The following is a 24,369-nucleotide window of genomic DNA, read 5'->3' on the forward strand; positions in this document are numbered from 1 at the left end:
GACCCGTAACCATCAAATACAGTTTAAGATAACGCGCATTCATCCTGTATATGGAGTACAAGGTCAGACCTTTATAAGTCATCCTCTTTGATTCACATCATTATTATAAATTGATCGCATTATAAATTGCCGCCGAGAAGAACGCGCGAGTAGCGTTATCTCCTGTGCGATATACTGGGGTTTGGAAACCTGATGTTGTATCGATTTTTCGCATAATCATGATAGCACTATATGCCCTATATCCAGGTGGGACATCACTGTAGACTGTGCTAGAAGCTGAATATGTTATTTTTTTATCAAGTTGGAAAGCATTTTGGACAATGATGGCCATCTGCGCCCGAGTCATTGTTTCCTTAGGACGGAAGGTGCCGTCTTCAAAGCCGTTAATAACCCCGAGCTCTTTAATCGCCGCTATATCTGCTGCAAATCTTGATGAAGTGGCAACATCTTTATATGAATACAGACTAGTAGTTTTTTTCTTTAAAACTCTGTTAATGATCGCTGCCGCTTGCTCTCTTGTAACAGATTCATCTGGACGGAAAGTGCCGTCTTCAAAGCCTTGGATTACCTGTTGTACGTTTAATTGCTGAATCGCTTCTTTTGCAAAGAAATCTGAGGCAATATCACTGAATGTATCGCTACTACTTGCTTTATCAGAAATCCGCTTTGCTCCTGTATATTTAGGAGCCCAATATGTATTATTTAACGATACGATCGCAATTCCTTTACTGCTCGTTGCACTGATAAATGAGTTGTCACCTACATATATTCCAGAGTGCGTTATGCCACTTTTACCTGAAACTGTATTTTTGAAAAATACCAGGTCCCCTGGTTGTAAGGAGGATTTGTCTACACTTTTTCCGACGGTGGCTTGCTCAGCCGCGGTTCTTGGTAGCGAAACTCCAAGCTTATTGAAAACATAAATTAAAAATCCGGAACAGTCGAAGCCACTAGGTGTCGATCCCCCCGTCAAATATGGAACACCTAGATATGACTTCGCAATACTTATCAGGTCTTTTTCCGTAGCTGCCTCTGCTTTGAAAGTTGGAAGCCAAGAGAATAATAACCCGATAATTAATAAACTACTAATAACTCGTTTCATAATATCTCCTATTCTATCTTTTTATGTATTTTATCGAAATTTAATCTTTATAGTAGTATCTTAGCAATTTTTGCGCCGTTTTTATTTTACATTTGTGTTACAAAGTAGATTTATTGGGATATTTGTATAAAGTGGGGGAAAATTATGAAATACTCTATTAAATAAAAAATCCTGTTAAAACATGATGTTTCAACAGGATTTTTCTTTATTTTAAATGAGGGTTATTCGCTTTTGATAAAAATACAGCATAATTCGAGCGGCTCATTTTAGCATATGGGCGGAAGGTTCCATCTTCATATCCTCGTGTAATGCCAGCAGAAGCTACGAGATTAATAGCTTGATAGCCAGTTACATTTGAAGAAACATCTTTGAATGTTAATCCAGAGTCCGTTGATAACTTATATGCTTTCGACAAAAGAATGGCCATTTCTGCTCTAGTCACCTGTTGATCCGGACGGAAGGTCCCATCCGGGAATCCTTGTAAAATCCCTTTGTCATAAGCCTGTTGAATATAGCCAGAGGCAAAGTTTTGTGCAGATACATCTTTGAACACAGTCGCTTTCTTGGCTCCAGAATGGCCCAGGGCCCGACCAAGCATACTGATTGCCTCGGCTCTTGTCACCAGCTGGGTTGGTTTAACTTGACCATTCGAATACCCTTGCATGATTTTATTTTCGTGCAAGTACATCAAATTGCGCGTGTACCATACTTCATTATTTAAGTCGGGGATAACTGGAGTTTGAAGATCCACTGTAAAAGTAGCTGCTTGGTCAAGTCTCTCTACCCCTTCAGTTATCGGAACTAACTGATAGTCAATCTTTCCTTGTTTTCCATAATCCTCAATCGTATCAGATGTTTCATTTTCCAAGATCAAACTGCCAAAACGGTATAGATTATAGCTCTTTGCATCCGCTGGTAGAGAAGTTATAGTGATTGTAACTCTACCATTAACGCTTTGGTTTGTTATGACTTTCGTTGCCAATTCATTTAAAGACGATTGATCTACCTGCGCTAGACCGATTCCATACAACGAATCACGTCCAATAGCTCCCAGGTCCTTCGCGTTGTCTTGAAGTTTCTGGCGTATTTGTTTGTTTGTATATTTCGGATACTTTTCCATGTAGAGTGCAGCAAGTCCTGTAACATGAGGGGCTGCCATTGAGGTCCCCGTAAGTGTTTCGTACCCCGTTCCATTGATACTAAGAGGATAGGTACTTACAATTGCATCACCAGGTGCAGATAATTCGACTTCCTTTCCAACTGATGAGGACGGAATAATTCTATTATTCTTGTTAGTTGCTGAAACAGCGATTACACTTGAAAACTTTGCAGGATATAACACATTTTGTTCTTTTCCTGTTTTATGTCCCTCATTTCCAGCTGCAGCAACGATAAGAATCCCCTTCTCGTAAGCTTTGTCTAGCAAAGCTTTCATTGTTGGGTCTTCCTCTGGAGTGGTTAGGCTTAGGTTGATAATGTCTATATTATGCTGGATGGACCACTCAATTCCAGCCAGAATAGAAGAAGTATTCCCAATTCCTTTTTCATCTAAAGCTTTTACTCCGTATATTTTTGCTTTTGGTGCAATGCCGACATATCCTATCTGGTTATCCTGCGCTCCGATAATTCCGGCAACATGAGTTCCATGTCCAAATTCATCTTGATAAGAGTTTTTACATGCGTCTGGTTTTACTGAAATATCGAGAACACATACCCCACCTGTTATGTTCAAGTCAGGATGTGTAGTGTCTACTCCAGAATCGATAATAGCAATCCTAATGCCATTTCCCGTTAACTTGCTTGGCGAAATACTTACGAGATTCAGATTTTTATGTGACCACGGTGTTTTCTGAGAACTGACTTGAACAGCCTGATCTTCGTATACAGATTTTACAGATGGAGAATTCTTTAATTGATTGACCTTTTCCTTTGAGAGATCGATTGTAACCGCATTAATCGACTTATACTCATAAATAATAGATGAGTCTAATTCATGTAAAAGGTCATAATCAATTTCGTTTTCGAACATTATATTTTCCCTACTAAATCCTGTTGACTCTTGCTCCGCAAAAGTAGTAACAGGGAGTAAAAAAAGCAGTAAAAAGAATAAGAAATTTGACCATACATTCTTCTTCATCGCATCTACTCTCCTTTTTGAATAGAAAAAAGGAGCCTAGAAGACTCCTCGATTATTAATTTACTATATTATAAAGTTTCGTAACATCATAGCCATTCTCTTTATAATAATCCAATATTCCTAAGTAAATGGCATCAGCAGCTTTTTGACGCCATTCTGGTGATTTTAACTTCGCATTATCAGAGGCATTACTGATAAAGCCTAATTCTGCAAGTACTGCAGGCATATTCGTCTGCCTTATTACTGAAAAATTGGCACCCTTTTCTCCGCGATCCTTAAGATTCCAGGCTTTAATAAGTCTTGTTTGGATAGCACTAGCTAATTTCTTGCTTTCTTCAATTCTCGTATTAGTCGCAGCAGCACTATAATAGTAGGTTTCTGTTCCACTCGCACTACTGCTGGTGGAAGAATTCGCGTGGATACTGACGAAAATATCCGCTTTTAAATTATTAGCAAAAGCAGATCGATTATTTAAAGAGATGAATACGTCCTTCTCTCTAGTAAGTTGAACATCAAATGGTGTTTGTTTTAATAATTCCTTGACCTTTAGTGCAGTATCAAGGACAGCCGTTTTTTCATAAAGACCAAACCCAACCGCTCCAGAATCTGACCCACCGTGACCTGGGTCGATAACAATCGTTTTACTTGCCAAAGGTGAATTTGTCGGCGGTTGTGTTGGAGGAGGAGTATTTACTGAAGAACTTATGTATGAATTATGAACAAAGCCCTCTGTTGCTCCTGATTGTATGTATATCCAATTACCAACTTTATACGCTGTTTGAACGCTTGTACCTTTTTTCAATGTAGCAAGATTAGAGTATTTCGTAGACGGGCCTGAACGCACGTTTAATGAATCTGATGTTACAAATAATTCGTTTTGAAAGGCAACAGTAGGTTTAACACGCAATTTGTAATTAATTGCCCTAGCTAAAAATATTGAGAAATCCATTCGAGTTAATTGATAATCCGCTCCAAATGTCCCATTTGTCATTCCTTGAGCAATTCCTCTGCTCATTAAGGCGTTGGCTGCACCTGATAGGGAGCCACCGAAATCATAGTCAAAAGCTTTACTAATCATAACCGCCATTTCTCCACGGGTAACAACGGTTTCCGGTCTGAAAATTCCTCCACCATAACCTGAAAGAATCTTCTTGTCCACCGCAGATTGTATATATCCAGAGGCAAAATTACCAGATCCGACATCTTTAAATTCTGTTTTTCGCTGTTGGCCGTTTAGATCCAATGCTCTTCCAATCATCGCTGCCGCTTGATCTCTCGTCACGACATTACTTGGAAGAAATCTTCCATCTAATGATCCACTAACAATCTCCCCTGTAGCTAGATACATAATCTCTTCATAGGCCCGATGATTAGCAGATATATCCTTAAATGTAGTGGAAGCTTGTACTTTAGCACTTCCCAAAGGCATCCAAAGACCAAGTAACAAAACAATACTGAGAAGCCATTTAATTTTCTTCATCCTACTGTGCGTTCCTCCTTTTATATTCCCAGTCATTTTAACATATATCTCGACATTCCTAGTCAAAAAAATGGAAACTTATCAAAATAATACGAAAGTAACATTTTTTTGTCATTTAATTGGAACAAAAGGCCAATTTTTAGTATATCACAAGATAATTATTTTAATAGGACTGAAAATGAGTTCTTTTACCTACTTTTTTATATCGGCTATTCCCCATCTTTTTTCATATAATTAAGGAAAATAAATGGATGAGCAAACAAAAACAGCAGAGCATCTCTGCACCGCTGTTTGGCTGCTATTTACTAAATACCTAGATCGGTCTTTCGCCATAAGATCAGATAAGAATAAAATACTATAAACTCTTATAGCCCATAATTCTATTTTTAAAGTATGAATTATTAATAGATGTTACGGTAACACCCTGACTTGAACTGGCATGGATAAATTCATTATTCCCTAAATAGATTCCCATATGCGAAATAACCGCTTTGCTATTTGTTGTCGTGTCAAAGAAGATAAGGTCTCCTGGTTGTGGTGTCTTTACACTCTTGCCCATATCAAAATAAGTAGCAGATGAAACACGAGAAACCTGATGCCCAGCTTTTTTTAATACATAATAGATGAACCCACTGCAGTCAAAACCACTAGGTGATGAGCCTGCCCATGAGTAAGGGGTACCAGTTAATTCTTTTGCGATCTTAATTAATTCCGATGCTGATTGTGTACTATTAGCAACATAATCAGGCTTGGTTGGAATAGAAGTTTCAGTAGATTGTAAACTACTATCAATAACTAAAGATTGTCCCAGATAAATTGTATCCGTCGTTAAATGATTGATCGTTTTCAATTGGTGAATCGTCATGCTGTACTTTGAAGCGATTTTAGATAAAGTGTCACCAGCTTTTACCGTATATTTTTCACTTTCGTTTTGTGGCTGAGTTGGCTTTACAACGCTTTGGTCGGACCCGCTTACACTCGGCGTAGTCACACTATTCGTTTTGTTAGAATTTTCAAGTTGAAGGACTTGTCCAGGAAAGACCGTATCCGTGTTAAGATTATTGATTGTTTTCAAGTTAGATACTGTAGTGTTCGTGCTGTTGGCAATTTTCCAAAGGCTGTCTCCTGTTTTCACTGTATAAGATTGGCCTTTTGAAGTTTGGTTCGTCTCTGTTTTTGGTAATTCAACTACAGTCGTCCCTTTTGTTTCTGAGACGATCAGCTTATCTCCTGGATAGATCACGGTAGAAGTAAGATTGTTTAAATTCTTCAATTCACCGAGGGTAATGTCATATTCATTCGCAATCCTCGTTAAATTGTCGCCAGAAACGACGGTGTGTACAGTTGTATTCGTTTTATGAAAGGCTATTTGTGATGCGGCCTTAACCTCTGTCGGTGTAGATTTATTATCCACTACCAGAACCTGGTTCACATATATAGCATCAGATTTCAGCTTATTTAGTTCTTTTACTTTTGCCACAGTTGTTTTATTGGCTTGGGCAATTTTATGTAAAGTATCTCCTTGCTTCACTGTATATGAATCAGCAAAAGCAGATGGTGCGATCATAGAGGATATCACTGCGACTGTCGACATCGTGTAAAGGGCTTTCTTCATCATTCCCCATCCTTTAATATGTAATTAACCTTAATTTTAACAAATTTCATGTCGGAAGCCTTATTACATTTATGTTACAAATGGGTGAATGATGGTTAATATTGTAGAACAAACAATTCACATTACATTTTTTGCTATACTTCTACGACTGAATATTGTTTTCTTCGCTAATAAAAAAAACCTTCATTCGCATAAAAAGTCGAATAAAGGTTCTTCCATTTTATTCATGGGCCCCATTCAGATAGTCCACCCAAACCGGTTTCATCTTATCCACCACAAGATGGCTGCCTCCTCTGCCTTTGACGTTTTCCATCATCCAAGTCATCAGAAGCCTCGGATTATCTGTGTTGTAGCCTACGAACCAGCCATTTTCAGTACCTGTTGATTCTTTGCTTTGCTTGATTTCGGCCGTTCCTGTTTTTCCAGCAAGTGGAATGCCTGTCTCACTAAGTGAATGGGCAGATCCGGCACGGTTTGAGATAACTTGAGTGAGCATTTTTGTCATTTGTGTAGCTTGATCTTTAGAGATAATATTTTCTTTCCAATAAACCGGCTTATCATTGCCATCGAGAAACAGCTTTGGCGCAATCATGTTTCCTTCGTTCACAAACGTCGTATGCGCTAACGCTACATGTAAAGGACTCATCAATACCTGCCCTTGACCGTAGCCGCTGTCGGCAAGTCTGCCTTCTGAATCGATTTTTCCAATTTGCGACGCTTTGATGGCATATTCAAATGGGATGGTTTCTTCAAAGCCAAAATCCTTCAAGCCTTTTGAAAATTTATCTGTTCCAAGTTGCAATGCTTTTTGAGCAAAGTATATGTTGTCAGAGTATACTAATGCGGCGGTCATATTGATCGGTATACCTGGTGTGGATACCCTCGTTATGCTGTGATCTTTCCAATTCGCTTTCTTCCATGTCTTCCCTTTGATTTCAATTGCTTCATTTGGATCGACACCGTTTTTCATGGCAATCGAAGCAGTGAGCGCTTTAATTGTCGAACCTGGAGAAAAGGTTGCACTAAAGCGGTTGATGAGCGGCTTATTCGGATCACTTTCCAACGCTTGCTGTTTCGCCGCTGTCATTCCGAGCACGTATTGGTTCGGATCAAACGATGGGCTGCTAACAAGTGCGAGCGTTTCCCCTGTTATCGGATTTAGTGCTGTTGCCGAGCCTACCTCCCCCTTGTATTGGGTGAAAATCTGCTGTTGTAGCTCGACATCGATCGTTAGGACGATCGTTTCGCCTTCTTCAGCTTTCTTTTCAGCAATGATCTTTTCCTGACCTCTATCCGTCTTGACGGATATTTTGGCGCCAGGTTTTCCTTTTAAACGTTCCTCAAGGATTTGCTCAATTCCTCTTTTTCCGATTACATCGGTTGCTCTATAGCCTTTCTTTTCCCATGTTTTCAGCTCTTCAGCAGTAATTTCACCGATATAGCCAATAAGATGAGCCGTTACTTCTTTGTACGGATACACACGGCCTGCCACTTCATTCAAATGAATCGATGGAATGTTTGCAAGGGCTTCCTTTAATGCGATATCCTCAATGGACACTTTTTTAAGCGGTACAAAGTAGTTCGGTTTTACCCAGGATTGATTTAGCTTTTTTTCTACTTCTTCTTTCGACATATTTAGAAGTTGGGAAGTTTGTGTGATGATTGCTGATTGATCCGTCATTTCTTCTGGAACGATGCCTACCTCCACAACTGAACCATTCATCGCCAAGTATTGTTCATTGCGATCGACAATTTCTCCACGAATGGCAGGATAGGTTGCGATGGACACTTTCCCCCCTTCTTCAAGCTCAGGAAAGATATAAGTAGCATCCCAATTCATATACCAATTCTCTTTATCGTCTTTCCCTTCTTTGACGAGTATTGCTTTATGGTCGAAATCTACTGGACCAGCCATTGTATCCATGCTGACGGAAAAAGGTAGTTCGGTCTTTTTCAGCTCTTTATCCTCTATGGATTCTTTCGTTTTTTTGTACGTGACAGTTAAATTAGCTGCTTCAATATCCCCATAGATTTTTTCGTAGCGCTTTGTGAAATCCTTTACATTTATGGTTTTCTTCGCTTCTGCGGACAAATACTTATACATTTCATCATATTTTTGTTCATTCCAAAGCTTCACATATGCAGCGAACCGATCTTCTGGCGTAGGACCTTTATCAGAACACCCTGCTAAAATTACAAATAAAATGGAAATAAAAAGAAATTTTTTCATTCTTTCCTCCTTGAATTTATCGTATAGCTGAATTATTTCTATTTTTATTATAAAATATTTTTTCTGAGACTGCTAGAAAGATGGTTAACGTAAAAAAACAGCTCCCTTATGTACAGAGAGCTGAGCTATTTATTAGAAGATTTTATTATTCCGGCTTTTATGTTCCCGGATCCATTCTTTTAGGAAATAGACGCCTATTATTAACGAGATAATCACGCCGCTCATTGTCACAAAAAAGACAAAAAGCTCAGATGGAGTATAGGACATAAACTTACTCAGTGAAAAATTTTCTTTACCGTCCTCAATGACCAAATTCATTCCAAAAATCCCTGATATCACTGTATAAATGGTAAGGATTTGCAACAAGGCATTTTGACGTTTTCCAGAAAGTTTATCCTGGCTTTGGTACAAATCATACAGGGTCTCCTTTACATCTTGATAGAGTCGTTCAATTTGGAATATATCTTTCGTCATCTGGGAGATTTCCCTTCCTGTTGTTGTACTGTTCACCTCGGGAAAATAGAATTTTGCAGAAAAGTTCGTAATCATGACAATTAGTTCTTCCGTTCTGGATTTGTCTTTCTCAATATCAATCAAGGAATGCTGATGAGAGAGCTTTAGCAAAACAATTTTATAGTAAAAAAAGAAAAGCAACGAATAATAAAGTTGACCGTGCATTTGGCTAATCAGCTCTTCCTCCATGTCACCAGCTGTCTTTGTTAAACAAACGAAATGATTCTCACTTGTAACATAATAGGTTTCTCCCCCCCAACGGTCATACACATGACTCGTGTAATACCGGTCGATATAGTCCGAATTCAAGGCACCGAGATAAGGATTTCCACTAGAATCATAGCCGTTCAGTTCCCCTGCCCTAAATAGATTGGATTTAGAAAGCTCACTATCTTCTGTTATGGAAAGATGCCCAAAAACATACATCCGCTCGTCGACAAAAAAAGGCAGGCTTCCAAAGTATGTATCTTTGATTTTACTTTCGTCGATATAGCAACTCATATCTTGAAGCAATTTATTAAATATGAAATCCTTCACCTGTTGATACGTTTCTTCCTCACACCCTATTTTCGCATTTTCTTCATTATTCGAGATTTGCTCAAGCACTCGAAATCTGTCACCGAAGAACAGTACATCTGAATAGGAAAGACCTTCTGGCAAGGAGACCCGTATATTGATTAGCCCAATATGAAATGGACAAATGAAAATATCTATGGAATCCATGATGAAATCTGTTTCGAGGTGGTTGGATGAAAATTCACATGTAAGATTGGTTCGTTTCGAAAACCGGCGGAAGCTTTCTCTTCTTTGATCCGTTTGTGGAAATAAAATGGGTTCTATATTCGGCAGAAAAAAACTTTCAAGTGAACGATGCGAAACATGGCTTTCTCCATAATAGGCTTGCTGCTGTTCAGCATTATTTAAATCGAAGAAATCGAAGTCCTTTTCTATCAATCTATTTACAAATTCCTCAATTCTATGTTCCTCCAACATAAAAGGGAAAATAAATTGAAACTTTGCTTTTTTCACATTAGGAAAATCTGTTTCTTTGTTTAGAACCATGATTTCCCCTCCAGTATTCATCTTATATAATCTACTATACCCAGAGGCAGTATGGTCAAAACCGGTTACTATATCTGCAATTCATAGGGGGTAATTTGGATGATTAGCAACAAAGAAATAGAGTTGGGTTCCTTCGGACGGATTGCCCCCACAAATAAAAAAATCCTGCAAACAGGCAACCGTTTGCAGGCAACTGAAACACCCTTTTTCCGAAAGATGCTTCACACTTTGGTACTAGAAACTGAGGGTTTCCAGAAATTCAAGAATCGGACTATTACAATTTCCAAATTACATTAAAAATTTGAACAATTGTTCATTATTATTAATGCAAAACAAACTTGTTTTGCTAAATAACGAATACTCACATTCATTTAAGCACTTTTCTCATTAGAGATAAAACTGCAATTTCCAGCGTATTTTGCCATTTAGGGCGTTTTTCATCGATTTAAGTAGTTTTATAATTGATTTTCGTATATAAATATAACCATAGGAATATTTTTTGTGAAAAATGGCTTAGGATTGAGATAAAAATTCCAAAATAGGTAATTCGACCAGCTGAAAAAATTAGTATAAGAGTAGTGATTTAGAAACAAAAGACACTCTCCACAGGGAAAGTGCCAGTAAAACTTTCATTCTATCTTTTATGATTAATATTCTGACGGTAATTCGAAAGTTCCTACTGATCCACCTGAAGTTCCAGTTGAAACACCGATAAAGCTTAAGCCCGCTACTACAAATAATGCAAATATCATCCCAACTAGCTTCTTTTTCATAGGTACTTCCTCCCTTTTCCTTAATTATTATTGGATTTTAATAGAAATAAATTCTATATTTATATTTAACCACAGACATAAAAATCAGGATTTAGCCTTGTCGCCGCTTTAATTTAGAGAAACCATGTAAAACTAGCATGATTTCTTCCGTATTTGTATAGAAATATAACTCTAGGAATATTTACATAGGGGGTTAGCATGGATTTTTTAGCAATCGGACATAAAATTAAAGAACTTAGAAAACAAATGAAACTTTCACAGGAAGAGCTTGCTGAAGGAATTTGTACACAAGCACAGATTAGTAAACTTGAAAAAGGGGACGTTTTCCCCTATGCTTCAACGCTATACTTAATTTCCCAAAAACTCGGTGTTGATGTAAATTATTTTTTCGATATGGGGATGACGCCTCGCCTCGATTATGTTAACGAGGTAATAAATCAATTAAGAAATGCAAGAAGGACGATGAATTACCAAGAGATTAGGGACATCGTGGTAGCAGAGGAGAACAATCCGTTATTCAAGCAACATAAACGCAATTATCAACTGTTGTTGTGGCATAAGGGAATCTATCATTACGAGTTATATCGCGATTCTGTCAAATCTATCAATATTTTAAAAGATGCGATTCTGTTGACCCAAACTTCGAATAAAGTGCATTCCGAGCGAGAAATTGAAATCTTGTTGAGCATTGGCGTTATTTTATTCGAAGAAAAGCAATTGAAGAAAGCACTCTCTACTTATAAGGATGCTTATCAATTCGTTAACACCATTCCTTATCTAGTTGATAATACGGTGAAAATACGGATATACTATAATACTGCTCGAACGTTGACACGGCTACAGGAATATGAAAAGTCCAATAATTTCTGCCTCGATGGTATTGAATGGTGCATTCAGAAAAGTAATCTTTATTTATTAGGAGAACTACACTATCATACAGGTTATAATTACGAGCTCTTAGGTGACCTTACTCTTGCTGAAAAGTATATGGAAAAGGCAAAGTTAATCTTCAACCTCCAGAATGACACACGCTTCACCTCTTTTATCTCACAGAAATTAGATAACTGGAAAACTCTTTAATCTCTCCAACCAGACCGAGAACATAGCGGTCTGGTTTTCATATCAATTCAATTACACCAAAACACAAACTCTCCCCTAAAAATTCACCCTAAAATGAAGTATAATGATAAGATGAACTCGGGAAATGGGGTCTGACCCCTCATGTATGATGAACAAACCCTTGCTACAACTAGGGTTATTGATGTAGATTAATTCTGGGAAATAGGGTCTGACCCCTGCACGTAGCTGGTGTAGTTGGCTGGGGTTTGAAAGTAACGGAGGATTTCATTTGTGATGATGTGTCGGTTTGGAGTGCCTTTGGCGTATGCAGAATAGCTGCTCCACTTATATTGTTCTGGTTTTTGGACGATATTGGCCTTAACGGGATTAAGATGAATGTAGCGGCTTGTGCTTGTGAAGTGTTCGGGGGAATCAATCATCACGGCATGATAACGTCCTTGGAATACGTGGCCGTCAAGGTTGTGGCGTTTGTTAAAGGAAATGGCATAGCGTGAGTTTAACTTTCTCATAATACTTCCAGGAGGGTTATCCTTGGTTTCCAGTAATAAATGGAGATGGTTCGTCATTAAACAATACGCATGTAAGTGAAAAAAATACTTCACTCTAGTATCTTCCAGATAATGAAGATAATTCAAACGATCAATATCATCATAAAAAGAGGAAGAACGGCTAAGTTCGCCACGTCCTGTGGCAACGCCGTCCTGACCCGCATCCTGCGGGCCTCCGGCACGTAATATGATACATTGCACCAGGAAACCACACTCTGTTCTTTCTTGGCATATTGATGATCAATCCTTTCAAGTTTGGGAAATAGGGTCTGACCCCTAAAGTACCCTTGATTAAATACTATTATATCAACGTTTTTTATTCAATTATTATTTTGGGAAATGGGGTCTGACCCCTTGGAGGTGCTGTATGGACGATTTGTTGTTTTTGGCGGAGGAGCTTAGCCGGTTGCTTCGTCCTTCGGTGGATGAGGATCAGTTGACGATTCGTGAGGGGCTTTCTCTTTACCGTCAGGGGTTAGTGAAGGTGACTTCTGAAGAAGAGAGCTCGGTTTATGCTGTTGTTCAGGACGGAACGCCAAAAGAGGTTGAATTCGATATGCTATTTTGGGTTGCATCTGAATGCACATGTGATCATCAATCGATCTGTACGCACAAGATTGCGGTGTTTTTTCACTTGTACGCGAGCATTTCTAGTCCAGCGGATTGGGTCCTTAACTGGTCTCAAAGCGACAAGAATACAAAAACTCAAGCAACGCTTCCGGTTAAACCTGCTAGTACCCTACTGACAGAATCAGAACCGTTCGAACAAAGCTATGATAGCTGGAAGAATTTCACGAGAGAGTCTTTCACAGAACTAATCGAAGATCGATTTACAGAGAACTCTTTTGTCATGGAAAATCATATCCAGCACTATAAATCAACGCTTATGTCTAAAGCTCCTAGGGAATCGAATTGGAAATTACTTTATCAATTCATCACGTCCACGTTCACTTTACTGAACACATTCAAGCTGATGGATGAACATCGAAACCAACCCTATACCATACGGGCCTTTTACCAGCTAGTCGACGATTTATTCGATTCTTTGCATTCGATGATTTACCGCTTAGCAAACCGATCACGTCCATTCGCCTTTGATTCCTTTATAAGCAATCTATCCGAAGATACAATCGATCTATTACGGGGCAATGAAGGCTTGGAATATGAAAAAGTCGATTTATATCGTGAACTATGGACCCATTTATTCTCGAAGAAAGCACCTCGAAAAGTAGAGTCAGAACGAATCGAAAAGAAGCTTTCGACGTCAACTTTAAGTGAGATAGAGCGCTCGACTCACTCCATTGCTGCTATTCACCTCTACGTACTGGATAACCAATATGACAAGGCGATACCATTGTTGCAAAATCTCACATTTAACGATTGTCCTTATCTATATTATTGGATGAAACAATTTGCGGACCAGGACACACATCAACGCAATTTGCCTTATATTGAATTTATTATCCGAAATCTGAATGATTATTTAACGGATATAAATGATTATTATGCTTGTAATGACCATGTTCGTATCTTAGCGAAACCGATCTATGCTTCTTGTACGAAATTGAAACGCTTTGATTTACTTGAAAAATTTTACCGAGAAGCGCTTCCATATAGTTATTGGGAATACTCGATGTTTCTTTTTGAGCAGCAAAATTATAAAAAGTGGACGGATTTAATCATTTATTCTGGCGTAACGCTTGATGCAATCGGCCAAGACATGATTAAAACGGTTGTAGCGAGCGACCCTAAGATTATCCTGCCGCTTTACCACCATGCGGTACAGCAAACCGTTTCTTTAAAAAACCGGGCTGCCTACAAACAAGCCGTTCGGTATTTGAAAAAAATGCGAACGATCTATAAAAAGATGAAACAGGAGAATGTATTCGAGAATTACTTGGACTATATCTCTCTTTCCACAAAACGATTGCGGGCTTTTCAAGAAGAACTGCAAAGGAGTAAGCTAATCGATGGATAACCGAAAAACATTAAAAGTAAAAATTGCAGCAATCGGAAGCGGGAAATACTCCATTGCCATCGTCACCCCTGAAAATACATATGTAAATCCCGAATCTGTTCGTAGGCTGTTATTCTCTTGGGATGAAGCAAGCTTCTACGGCACTAGACTGACTGTTGATACGATCGATACCATTCCAGTATTTATCGTCAATGCCTGGGTCCTTCTGAATTTATTTTCTAAAGAAGGATTTAACTCATTTATTGACTGGGAATGGTCAGAGCTCTCTTCTCTATGTCTCTCAGCGGCACCTGTCCTTCATGAATCGATTGAAAAGGGCGTGCCCGTACCTGACTTTACTAGCCTGCAACATGAACAGGTCGGTTGGACATTGCCAGAGGAAGTACTTGAGGAATTCGTACCTGCCTTTTGGGAGGAAAAAGTCTACACAGATATTCATGCTGAAAATGAAGAAACGAAACAGGCGTTTATTGAAGCATGGTATAACGATGCAGCGAACGCTTATCTTTCCAGCTATTCAAGCCTTAAAAATAAATGGGATGAAGCACTTACTGCTTTAAAAGACACTCGACTTACAGCTGAAGAATTGCAAACCTTTTTTGATGAAGAAAGCTGGAGTGCTTGGTTAGGGATTGAAGAAGATACTAAACCTTTCGTCATCGGGTTGAAATTAACGGAGCCAATTGACGGAGTAGGTCCGTGGAATTTGACTACTTTTTTACGTTCAAAAAAAGAAGAAGACGTTGTGATTGATTATCCAGCTAAACGATTACCACGCGGCTGGAATAAATATGCCAGTGAAATCAAACGAACCGTCGAGCGCTGGGTTTCCGTCATTCCATGGCTCAGGTCTGCAGCGAATGGCTTCAAAGAGGAACTAAGTGAGCCGGAAGCTTGGGATTTTCTAACGGATGCTAGTGAAAAGCTGTTGTTTTTAGGAGCTGAAATCCTGCTTCCTTCTTGGTGGATGGCTCTAAAAGAGTCTTCCCTGAAAGTCAAAGCGAGAGTAAAAAGCTCTTCAAATCGTGGTCCTTCGTATGTTGGAATGCAAGCCTTAATGGACTTTGACTGGCGATTTTCCTTGAATGGAGAAGACCTTTCAGAAGCCGAGTTCCAAAATCTCGTAAATGAAAAACGACGCCTTGTCTATATCCGTGGGCAATGGGTCAAGCTGGATCCACAATTCATCAAACAAATTCAAGAACTCATGGAAACAGCCAACGACAAAGGCTTACAGTTAACCGATTTACTGCAACAGGAATTCATGAATGAACAAGATGAAGTAGAAGATGATGATACGAATCAAATGTTGCACATTCAATTCGAATTAAATCAAGAGCTTCGTAAAATGGTCAGCCGTTTACGTGAAACGAAGAACATTCCGATTCTACCTGCACCAAAGACCTTTCATGGTGAGCTCAGACCTTATCAATCACTTGGTATGAGCTGGCTTTTATTTCTACGGGAGCATGGCTTTGGCGCCTGCCTCGCAGATGATATGGGTCTTGGAAAAACTGTACAAATGATTACCTACTTACAGCACGTAAAAGAACTGCAACATAAGGAGAACCCCTCTGTGATTGATGCGGAAGATCAAGAAGAAGCTGTTATTCCTCAGGCGATTGTGGAAACCCAAGAAAATGAAGAAGATGCTGAAGGGAGCACAACCGAAGACGTTTTGGATATTCAAAAAGAAGCGATTCCGGTTCAAGCCTCCCTTATTATCTGTCCAACATCTGTCCTTGGTAATTGGCAGCGGGAACTAGAACGATTCTCACCAAATTTAAAGGTTTACCTGCATTATGGAACAACTCGTGTGAAAGGTGAAGCCTTTGTTCAAACAATCGCAAAATATGATATCGTGTTGACTTCATATGGGATCACTCATCATGATTTTGATGCCCTCTCATCCGTTTATTGGAATACGATTATTCTTGATGAAGCGCAAAATATTAAAAATGCCCAAACAAAGCAATCTCGTTCCGTTCGGAAGTTTAAAGGCCGCCATCATGTCGCTCTTACCGGTACACCGATGGAAAATCGATTAAGCGAATTATGGGCGATTTTTGATTTTATCAACAAAGGCTATCTTGGATCACTTAAGCAATTCTCGGATAAATATGTCGCTACGATTGAACGTGAAGATCAAAAGGACAAAATTAAAGAGTTGCAACGCCTGATTACACCATTTCTGTTAAGAAGAACGAAAAAGGATAAAGATGTTGCCCTTAATCTCCCGGATAAGCAGGAACAAAAGGAATATGTTCCTTTAACAACGGAACAGGCTTCACTCTATGAGCAGCTTATTAAAGATACCTTTACAGACATTGAAAAGCTGTCAGCGTTTGAGAAAAAGGGAATTATTCTGAAGATGCTAAACAAATTGAAGCAATTGTGCAACCATCCTGCTTTATACTTAAAAGAAGATGCTACATCAGATATTATGGCAAAAAGCAAACGCTCGGGTAAACTCGAAAAGCTAACCGAGCTGGTTGATGCTGTTCAGGAGAGCCAGGAAAGCTGCCTCATCTTCACGCAATATATCGGGATGGGGAATATGATGAAGGAATTGTTAGAGAAGCGGTATAACATCGAGGTACCCTTCCTAAACGGCAGTGCTAGTAAAGCACAGCGAGATACGATGATTGCCAGATTCCAGGCAGGCGAATTTCCGATCTTCATCCTATCGCTTAAAGCGGGTGGAACTGGATTGAACCTAACCACAGCCAATCATGTTATTCACTATGACCGCTGGTGGAATCCTGCTGTTGAGAACCAGGCAACCGATCGAGCCTATCGGATTGGTCAAAAACGTTTTGTCCATGTCCATAAGCTCATTTGCACCGGAACTCTTGAAGAAAAAATTGACATGATGATTGATAAAAAACAAGCTTTGAACGACGAAATCATTAACGGTGACAATTGGATTACCGAATTATCAACAGACGAAATTCGGGATCTTGTGTCCTTGCATTAATACGGAGGCACTTTTCGTAAACTCTGCTACAAGTAATCAAAAACGGAACCTCGCAATTGTGAGGTTCCGTTTTTGTATTCATAAATTAGAAAGCTTTTAGTTGTTCTAATGATCGGTAAAGAATGACCGCCGCTTCTGCACGAGTTACATTCGCTTTCGGATCAAAAGTTTTGTTTGTTCGACCTTTTACAATACCTAATGCTGCTGATTTTTTAACAGCGTCTTTTGCAAAAGAACCGATTTTCGAATCATCTACAAAAGTCTTAGTAGTGTCAAGATTGAGTAGGAGAGAATCATCCTGATATTGGATGGCACGAATAGTCATCGCTGCGATTTCTTCACGTGTAATCAATCCCTCTGGGTCGAAACGATCCTTCGTTTTACCTTTAACAATTCCTGCACGATATGCCGCTTCGATGCCTGGGTATGCCCACTCTTTACTCTTCGCGACATCTTTGAATGTCCCTTCGTAAGTACTAAGCGGCAGATTTAGTGCACGAGTAATTAACACCGTAAATTCAGCTCGTGTAATATCGCCAGCCGGATTGAACATCGTACTTGTTTTCCCAGCTATAATAGAGCGAGATGCCAATACTTCAATTTCATCCTGTGCCCAATAATTTCGAATATCGTTAAACGTCTTAGCTGTCTCTAAAATTACAAATTTTGAGAAGTGATGTGTCTGAAAAACTAATTTGTCATTTACATATTTCCCGCCAACATATTCAAACGCGCCTGTTTTCTCATTCATGAAGTAGGCAGCCACTTTACGCTTGTCCTTTACAGAAGCCGAGTCGACCGCGATTTTTAATTCAATTGGTTTGGAGAACAATGAAACGTTTGATGATTTCCCATCTTTTTCAACCGTAATCGTGAAATCATATACATCAGAAAGTACTTTTCCTTGTACAACATTTACTGCGTCTTTCGCAAGTGTCACAATAATGGATGCTTTGCTTGATGTCGCTGCCTCCATATCTTTCAATATATTGTGTGGAATAGAAATTTCCGTCTTACCTGCATGTATCGTAAACGGTTTGTTTGATGTTACTAGACTTTTCAAGACAGAAAGAGGAACTTCCGCCTTAACTGTTGGTACTGCCAAGGTTGGGGCTGAAATAACTACCTTTACTTCTTTTGCTTTCGAATCGTTTATTTGATTCAAGACAGCCTCTTGATTAATTACACCATTTCCTGGTTCAGTCGTCGGAGGTTGTGATGGATCTTTTGACTCCCCTGGACCAACTGGATTTCCTGGATTTGATGGATCTACTGAATCTCCTGGATCTACCGGATTTCCTGGTTCTATTGGATCTCCTGAATTCACTTTTAATTCTTTTGTATCACGTACTCGAATTCGTTTACCGCTTGCGAAATCACCAGATATGCCGACAGCTTCAAGTGTATCGCCGACTTTCATATTTGGTACTTTACCCGATTGATTTGCGATGTATCCGTCTACGAAGACAAGCAAATCACCGGAACCGTCATTGATAATGTAGGAGCTTTCGTCAGCAATGGAAATGACTTTGCCTGTTGCTTTCACTAACAGTCCTATATTTTCATCAGCTGTCGCTGAACCAGTAGTCACATCTTTCGGTTGAAGAGGTTCACCAGTACCGATTTTAATAACGTCATTAGAGAAATTGATAAACTCTAATTCTTTGTTATTATCAAAAGTCTTCGTATGGCCATAAACACGTACTTTATCGCCTGGTTTTAAAGAACCATCTGGGACTTCTTGGAATGCCATGATGCCGCCAGTTTCATCCTGTAGGTTGAAAGCATCAAAGAATACTCCTGCTCCAGTCGTAACTGTACCTTCCACAACAACATCTGTTTCATCTGCTAATTTTCTAACGTCAGCAATTTTTGAAACCTTTGTTTCACGATGCGCTAACCAATTTATCGCATTTAGTGATAATTCGTCGTTTCCTTTTGGTTCATACGATTCATCCATTTGTTTGTCATTAAAGATGTTCATACCTGAAACAACAATACGTCCTTTTTCAATTTCCTCTGAGGCAATTAAAGGAATGGCTGATCCACCAGTCTCATCTGAAACATTATCATACGTATTTCCACCTTTAATATTTCCTTGGTAGGTCGTTTCATTTCCTTTCGCAAGGATCGTAACCGTACCGCTTGCTGTTAGTGGCTGATTATTAGCCCCTGACAAGCTTGTTCCACTATAGTAATCGACGAAAGATACGCGATCCGTAATATAATTAGAAACTAATCCAGGGTATACTCTAACAGCATAAGGACTTACCTTTGGATCGCTCCAGAAGTTGCCGGTCTTGCTATCATCAAATACTCCATCATTACCCATTCGGATAGCCGAGCCCATTTCACTCAGCAAGTTATTATTTACAGTAGGATCTGTGGAGCCATTGTTGCTCTTTCCAGCCATTAATAAGGAACCGCCATTTTTCACAAACTTTGCAACTGCAGTATTTTCAGCATTTGTAAGGGCTGTTCTTGCATGTGTAAGAACTAATACTGTCACAGTACTTAATACTTCATCGGTAAGAGCTACTTTATTTTCATTTACAGTGTATCCCTCTTTTTGAAGAAGGAGTGTATAAGCTTTTAAGTTATCCTTATACGATCCACTGTCAGCACTTGTATTTTCGTTGCCGTGGTTCGCATCGATTAATACTTTAATTCCAAGTGGTTCTTTAATTTTTACCGGTAACGTATATTTCACATCACCAAGATCGAGACCTTCATTTGAGGTCACAACTACAATCAGCTGATGGTCGCCTTTTATTGGGCTTACCCATGTAGCTGTTGCCGTTGCTGAACTCTTAGTTAGAATAGATGAGATGTTATTCGTTCCGATAAAATTATCAGATTTTACTTCATCGTAATAGAAGTCTACTTTAAGATTTTTAACAACTTCCGTACCATTATTAGCAACTGTTGCCGTCAATGTAGAAGGGTTCCCACCAATAATAACGCCACCATCAATATTAATATCATTTACTTTTACATCAACAGATTCTTCTTTTGACCAGATTGGTGAAGAATAAATTCGTTCGCCATCCATTTGTGTAACTTTAACAACAAACCACTGTTGGCCTCCGCTTACCTTATAAGACGGGTTCCATGTAAAATCTTTTTCCATTGGAGAAATAGACTCCACTACTTTTCCACCATTCGTAATCAATTCAACCTTTGCAATTCTATCATCTGATTTGTAAGAAGTCGGAAGGTATTTATAGTCACTTTCATTATGTGCTTCGGCTACCAAATCGCTTCCTTTAATGTCAAACTTTAATGTTTTGCTATCAACTGTGGAACCCATAAAGTATCCATTCGCTAATACTTCCAAAGTGAAATTTGGATCTTCTTCCATGTATACGCGCATATTACGCATCGAATGAAGAAGAGATTCTTGAGTCAGATCATCTGCAACGATAACAGTACGGGCATTGACTTGGCCCCATGTTCCTTCATGGTTGTCTTCGCCATAAGTTGGCGCTACATGCCAGCCTAAATCTAATGCCGAGTAGAATTTACCTTCAGCATTTGCATATCCATAATGTCCAGAACCATTCCCAACTTCTAACATCGTAAATAATTTATCTACGTCTTTATTGTATGGTTTAAAGTTGTTAAATGCATTTGCAGACATATCTGGGTGATTAAATTGGCCAACGATGTCATCATATGTCATTACCCATGCATAATATTGGCTTAAGTCTTGGTACTGCTTCCCATTAATGTTTCGATCGATAAAATTATCTGAACCGAAGATATTTGAATGTCCCCATGTAGTAGAGGTCATTTCAAATGCCGGGAATACGACATAATCACTGTTTGTGTATTTTTTGGCAAGGTCTTTTGTTAATTGCCACTGATCACCACCAGTACGTTCCTGCATACCATCACGGACTTCAGTATCTGTACCAAGTTTTTCAGGGTCAATATCATGTGAATGGTCAGAGAATGCAAACCAATCATAATGGTGGGCTTTACCTGCTTTTACAGCATCCTCAGGTGTACCTGCACCATCATGTGAGATGTTTGTGTGGTTGTGTGTTGTACCACGATAGTGATTTCCACCTGTAAAACGTGAAACGACTTCAAACGTCCATTGTTTTTCACTTGCGTTACCTTTTATATCTTTTGCTGAAACCTTCACGGTGTGCTTTCCAAGTGAAAGTTCTTTCTCAGGTTTGTATTTTACCTGTGTTTTGCTAATGGATGCAGCTGGTGCTGTTAGCTCTTGATCATCCAGCCACATTTGTACTGTCTTGTCATCAACACCGCTTGGGTCGTTAATCAAAGCGGAAATCTCAGGCTGTGGACTTTCTACTTTCGTATCATTTTGTGGTGTCTCGCCGCTAATTTCTGGACCAACTTTGTCCTCAATTACCGTTACTGCATTTGGTGCTGCACTTGTTCCAGCTGTTTGTGCTTGCTCACCTGCTTTGGCTTCAATATAATAGTCGAAACCATCTTGAGGCACATTGACTGCTTCTAATGTTACTGTGTAGCGACCTTCACTGCCATTCATTGGTACCGGGGTATATTCAGTAACTCCAGCAGCTCGGTAATATGCAATAACAGTTTCTGCACCATCTGCATTTGCCTCAAATTCAACATCTGTGCCTTTGTAAACTTCTTTTAACGCTGAATGTGTAATACCTAGAATTGGAGCAATATCCTTCACATCACGAGGGTAAAGTTGGTACCCGTTAGTGGCAGACACATTTGTAGTATATTGGCCTAGTACACCTGTAACAGTATAACTTTTACCTAACACAAGGTCAGTATCAGGTTTAATACCTGTCGCTCCCATAACCCTTAATGTAGTTGCTTTCAGATTTTCATCTACAAAAGTGACATTATAATTTACACCAGTTACTGCCACGGCAGAAACTTTACCTGTCACTGTTACAAGACTACCTTCAAGCGGCTCTGCCACTGCATAGTTAGATAATAAATCATTTATTGTTAGCGTTTTCGCATCTGGTATTGGATTACCTTCACTAACTTTTACAATAGAAGTAGCCTCTAGTTCTGTTAAACCATTGTAAACTAAAATTTTACCAGTAACGCGAACTTTATCACCTTTAAGTGTCTTAAATGGAGTTTCCAATGAACCAAAAATGTTGATGCCTGCTGTACCATCTTGAATATAGAAGTTTTGTTTTTGAGTTCCAAGAATTTGGTTGTCAACAGTGGCAACACCTTCAACCGTGAAGGTTTTATTTAAGTTCACAGGCTGCCCCTTTGCATCAGACTCTCGGACGTCTTTAATTGTTGAAATTACAGATGTATCTGCTTTTGTAACGGATACAGGAATACTTTCTAACATGATTCCTTTATCGCTAGTTGTCATTTGAGTTACATATACCGTGTCAGGAGCATTGTTGATAGTAATAGTAAAATCTCCTGAAGTACTTGCTTTTACTTCGTTAGTGACTAATCTTTCACTCGCATTAGCAGTCTCATTAGGATAGAAATTCATGATTGCATTTGCTGCAGCAGTACTTGCGCCGCCAATTAATGTACCAACCCCGTTACTAACTGAATAGCCTAATTTCGCTTGATCGACTTTCGCACTAGCAACAGCTAAGTTAATTTGAATTGCTGCACTTTCATCCAAATTATCCTGTTTTGAAGATACAAATACAGATGTTAGGGCTTTAGCAGATGTAAAATCGATAGTAAAGGAACCACCTACTGCCGCTGTAGCTGTTCCAAGAACTTCTCCTTTGGATGCATTTTCATATACATTAACAGTCGAACCTGGTTCAGCTGCTTCTGCTGCACCTTTTACTGTTACAGCTGTATCTTGTTTTAAAAATTGGATATTATCTCCTTTGGGTTGCAAGCTTGTAACTGGAACCATTGGTGCTTCAGTTGGGCTTGCAGTGTTTCTTGGAGCAACAACTGCACCTACATAGAAGTCTGTTGCGTTATCATCCGTATCCCATGCATTACCTTTGCCAGGAGCAGGGTCTGTGTTTGCATACGGTCTACGTTGTGCACTAGTTTTAGCATCTAGTGTTTTGGTTGGTGCACCTTCATATGCATTTGCCGCTCCATATCCAACGAAATCAATTGCACCAGCTGGTATTGCTCCACTTTTAGCAGCTTGATCGTTAAATAAAGCCACTTTCCCTGCTCCCGCAGCCATAGCGATTGCGCCCGAAGCATCTGGAGTTGGAATATCGCTACCGTTTGCACCACCTGCTTCTGAAATCAGATAATAACCATGAGCCGTAATTGTGCCATCTAACGGGGTCACTGTCCATGATGTTCCAGCAGCCGATGCATACTGTACTGACCAATTTGTAAGATCAATGGGTTGATCTGTAGGATTGTATAACTCGATAAAATCCTTATTGTAAGGAGCCCCCGAATTACCTCCTCCCCCAAATACTTGTGAGATTACAACATGATTAGCTTGTTCCGCAGCAGCCTTGCCAATTAAACTACTTGGCAAAAAGGTACTGATTAATAGAAGTGCTGTCATGAACATGCTTGTCCAACGCTTAAACTTCTGATTTCTTGCTCTCATTCATTTACCATCCCTTTTATTAAATTTATAAAATGCTCTATTATTCTACAAAAATTTCAGAATAAAGAATGTAATTTTATTGTAAAGTTATTGTGAATTATTGCTAAGAAATTGTAATAACTTTTATTATTTACAGACAAATATAAGAAAAATGTGATTATATTAGGGGATAATAGTCTACTATTTAATTTGATGCTACTGAAAAATATTTCTTATGATAGTTTTAGGAGGATTACTATATTGTCACACGCCAACAAGTTTCAACAACTCTTAAAGGTCAGACCTCTAACCTTAATTGTATTAACTTTTCTACTTCTTTTTTATATTTCTTTCCCT

At 39.1% G+C, this 24,369-nt stretch carries 13 protein-coding genes; 4 read left to right on the forward strand and 9 right to left on the reverse strand.

The features are described 5' to 3' along the window. Nucleotides 1–103: 103 nt before the first annotated feature. The 6 genes from ACIQZI_RS18780 to ACIQZI_RS18805 form a co-directional block, all read right to left on the reverse strand. Complete coding sequence (locus ACIQZI_RS18780) at nt 104–1,102, reverse strand: C40 family peptidase (RefSeq protein WP_403075906.1); 999 nt, start codon at nt 1,100–1,102, stop codon at nt 104–106. A 205-nt stretch (nt 1,103–1,307) separates the two neighbouring features. After that, entirely contained in the window at nt 1,308–3,239 is a 1,932-nt protein-coding gene (locus ACIQZI_RS18785; RefSeq protein WP_403075909.1) for a S8 family serine peptidase, read from the reverse strand. A gap of 55 nt (nt 3,240–3,294) precedes the next feature. After that, complete coding sequence (locus ACIQZI_RS18790) at nt 3,295–4,719, reverse strand: N-acetylmuramoyl-L-alanine amidase (RefSeq protein ID WP_403075912.1); 1,425 nt, start codon at nt 4,717–4,719, stop codon at nt 3,295–3,297. Nucleotides 4,720–5,074: 355 nt separating this feature from the next. After that, nucleotides 5,075–6,337 carry a C40 family peptidase gene (locus ACIQZI_RS18795; RefSeq protein WP_403075915.1) on the reverse strand — a complete coding sequence of 421 codons (1,263 nt, stop codon included), beginning with the start codon at nt 6,335–6,337 and terminating at the stop codon, nt 5,075–5,077. A 217-nt stretch (nt 6,338–6,554) separates the two neighbouring features. Continuing rightward, complete coding sequence (locus tag ACIQZI_RS18800; protein WP_403075918.1) at nt 6,555–8,564, reverse strand: penicillin-binding transpeptidase domain-containing protein; 2,010 nt, start codon at nt 8,562–8,564, stop codon at nt 6,555–6,557. 132 nt (nt 8,565–8,696) lie between these two features. Then, a complete protein-coding gene (locus ACIQZI_RS18805; protein WP_403075921.1) occupies nt 8,697–10,139 on the reverse strand; it encodes a hypothetical protein in 1,443 nt (480 codons plus the stop codon). Between the two features lie 99 nt (nt 10,140–10,238). On the opposite strand from ACIQZI_RS18805, the gene ACIQZI_RS18810 reads away from it, so the two are divergent. Next, the gene (locus ACIQZI_RS18810) at nt 10,239–10,436 is read left to right on the forward strand and encodes a hypothetical protein (protein WP_403075924.1); all 198 of its coding nucleotides are present in this window, start codon (nt 10,239–10,241) and stop codon (nt 10,434–10,436) included. Nucleotides 10,437–10,786: 350 nt separating this feature from the next. Here ACIQZI_RS18810 and ACIQZI_RS18815 read toward each other — a convergent pair whose 3' ends face one another. After that, the gene (locus ACIQZI_RS18815) at nt 10,787–10,912 is read right to left on the reverse strand and encodes a hypothetical protein (RefSeq protein ID WP_403075926.1); all 126 of its coding nucleotides are present in this window, start codon (nt 10,910–10,912) and stop codon (nt 10,787–10,789) included. Between the two features lie 198 nt (nt 10,913–11,110). Between ACIQZI_RS18815 and ACIQZI_RS18820 the strand changes: the two genes are divergently transcribed. After that, nucleotides 11,111–11,992, forward strand: coding sequence for a helix-turn-helix domain-containing protein (locus ACIQZI_RS18820; RefSeq protein WP_403075929.1), 882 nt, complete (start codon nt 11,111–11,113; stop codon nt 11,990–11,992). Between the two features lie 188 nt (nt 11,993–12,180). Here the strand turns inward: ACIQZI_RS18820 and ACIQZI_RS18825 are convergent, their stop codons facing one another. After that, a complete protein-coding gene (locus ACIQZI_RS18825) occupies nt 12,181–12,741 on the reverse strand; it encodes a transposase (RefSeq protein ID WP_403075933.1) in 561 nt (186 codons plus the stop codon). A gap of 166 nt (nt 12,742–12,907) precedes the next feature. Here ACIQZI_RS18825 and ACIQZI_RS18830 point away from each other — a divergent pair, with 166 nt between their 5' ends. After that, on the forward strand, nt 12,908–14,518 hold the full coding sequence (locus ACIQZI_RS18830; protein WP_403075936.1) for a hypothetical protein: 1,611 nt from the start codon (nt 12,908–12,910) through the stop codon (nt 14,516–14,518). Further along, complete coding sequence (locus tag ACIQZI_RS18835; RefSeq protein ID WP_403075938.1) at nt 14,511–17,495, forward strand: DEAD/DEAH box helicase; 2,985 nt, start codon at nt 14,511–14,513, stop codon at nt 17,493–17,495. Before ACIQZI_RS18830 ends, ACIQZI_RS18835 begins: the two co-directional genes overlap by 8 nt. 85 nt (nt 17,496–17,580) lie before the next feature. Here the strand turns inward: ACIQZI_RS18835 and ACIQZI_RS18840 are convergent, their stop codons facing one another. Continuing rightward, on the reverse strand, nt 17,581–24,033 hold the full coding sequence (locus ACIQZI_RS18840) for an S-layer homology domain-containing protein (RefSeq protein ID WP_403075941.1): 6,453 nt from the start codon (nt 24,031–24,033) through the stop codon (nt 17,581–17,583). Nucleotides 24,034–24,369: the final 336 nt, after the last annotated feature.

Source organism: Peribacillus sp. NPDC096379, assembly GCF_044762875.1.
Taxonomy (GTDB): Bacteria; Bacillota; Bacilli; order Bacillales; family DSM-1321; genus Peribacillus.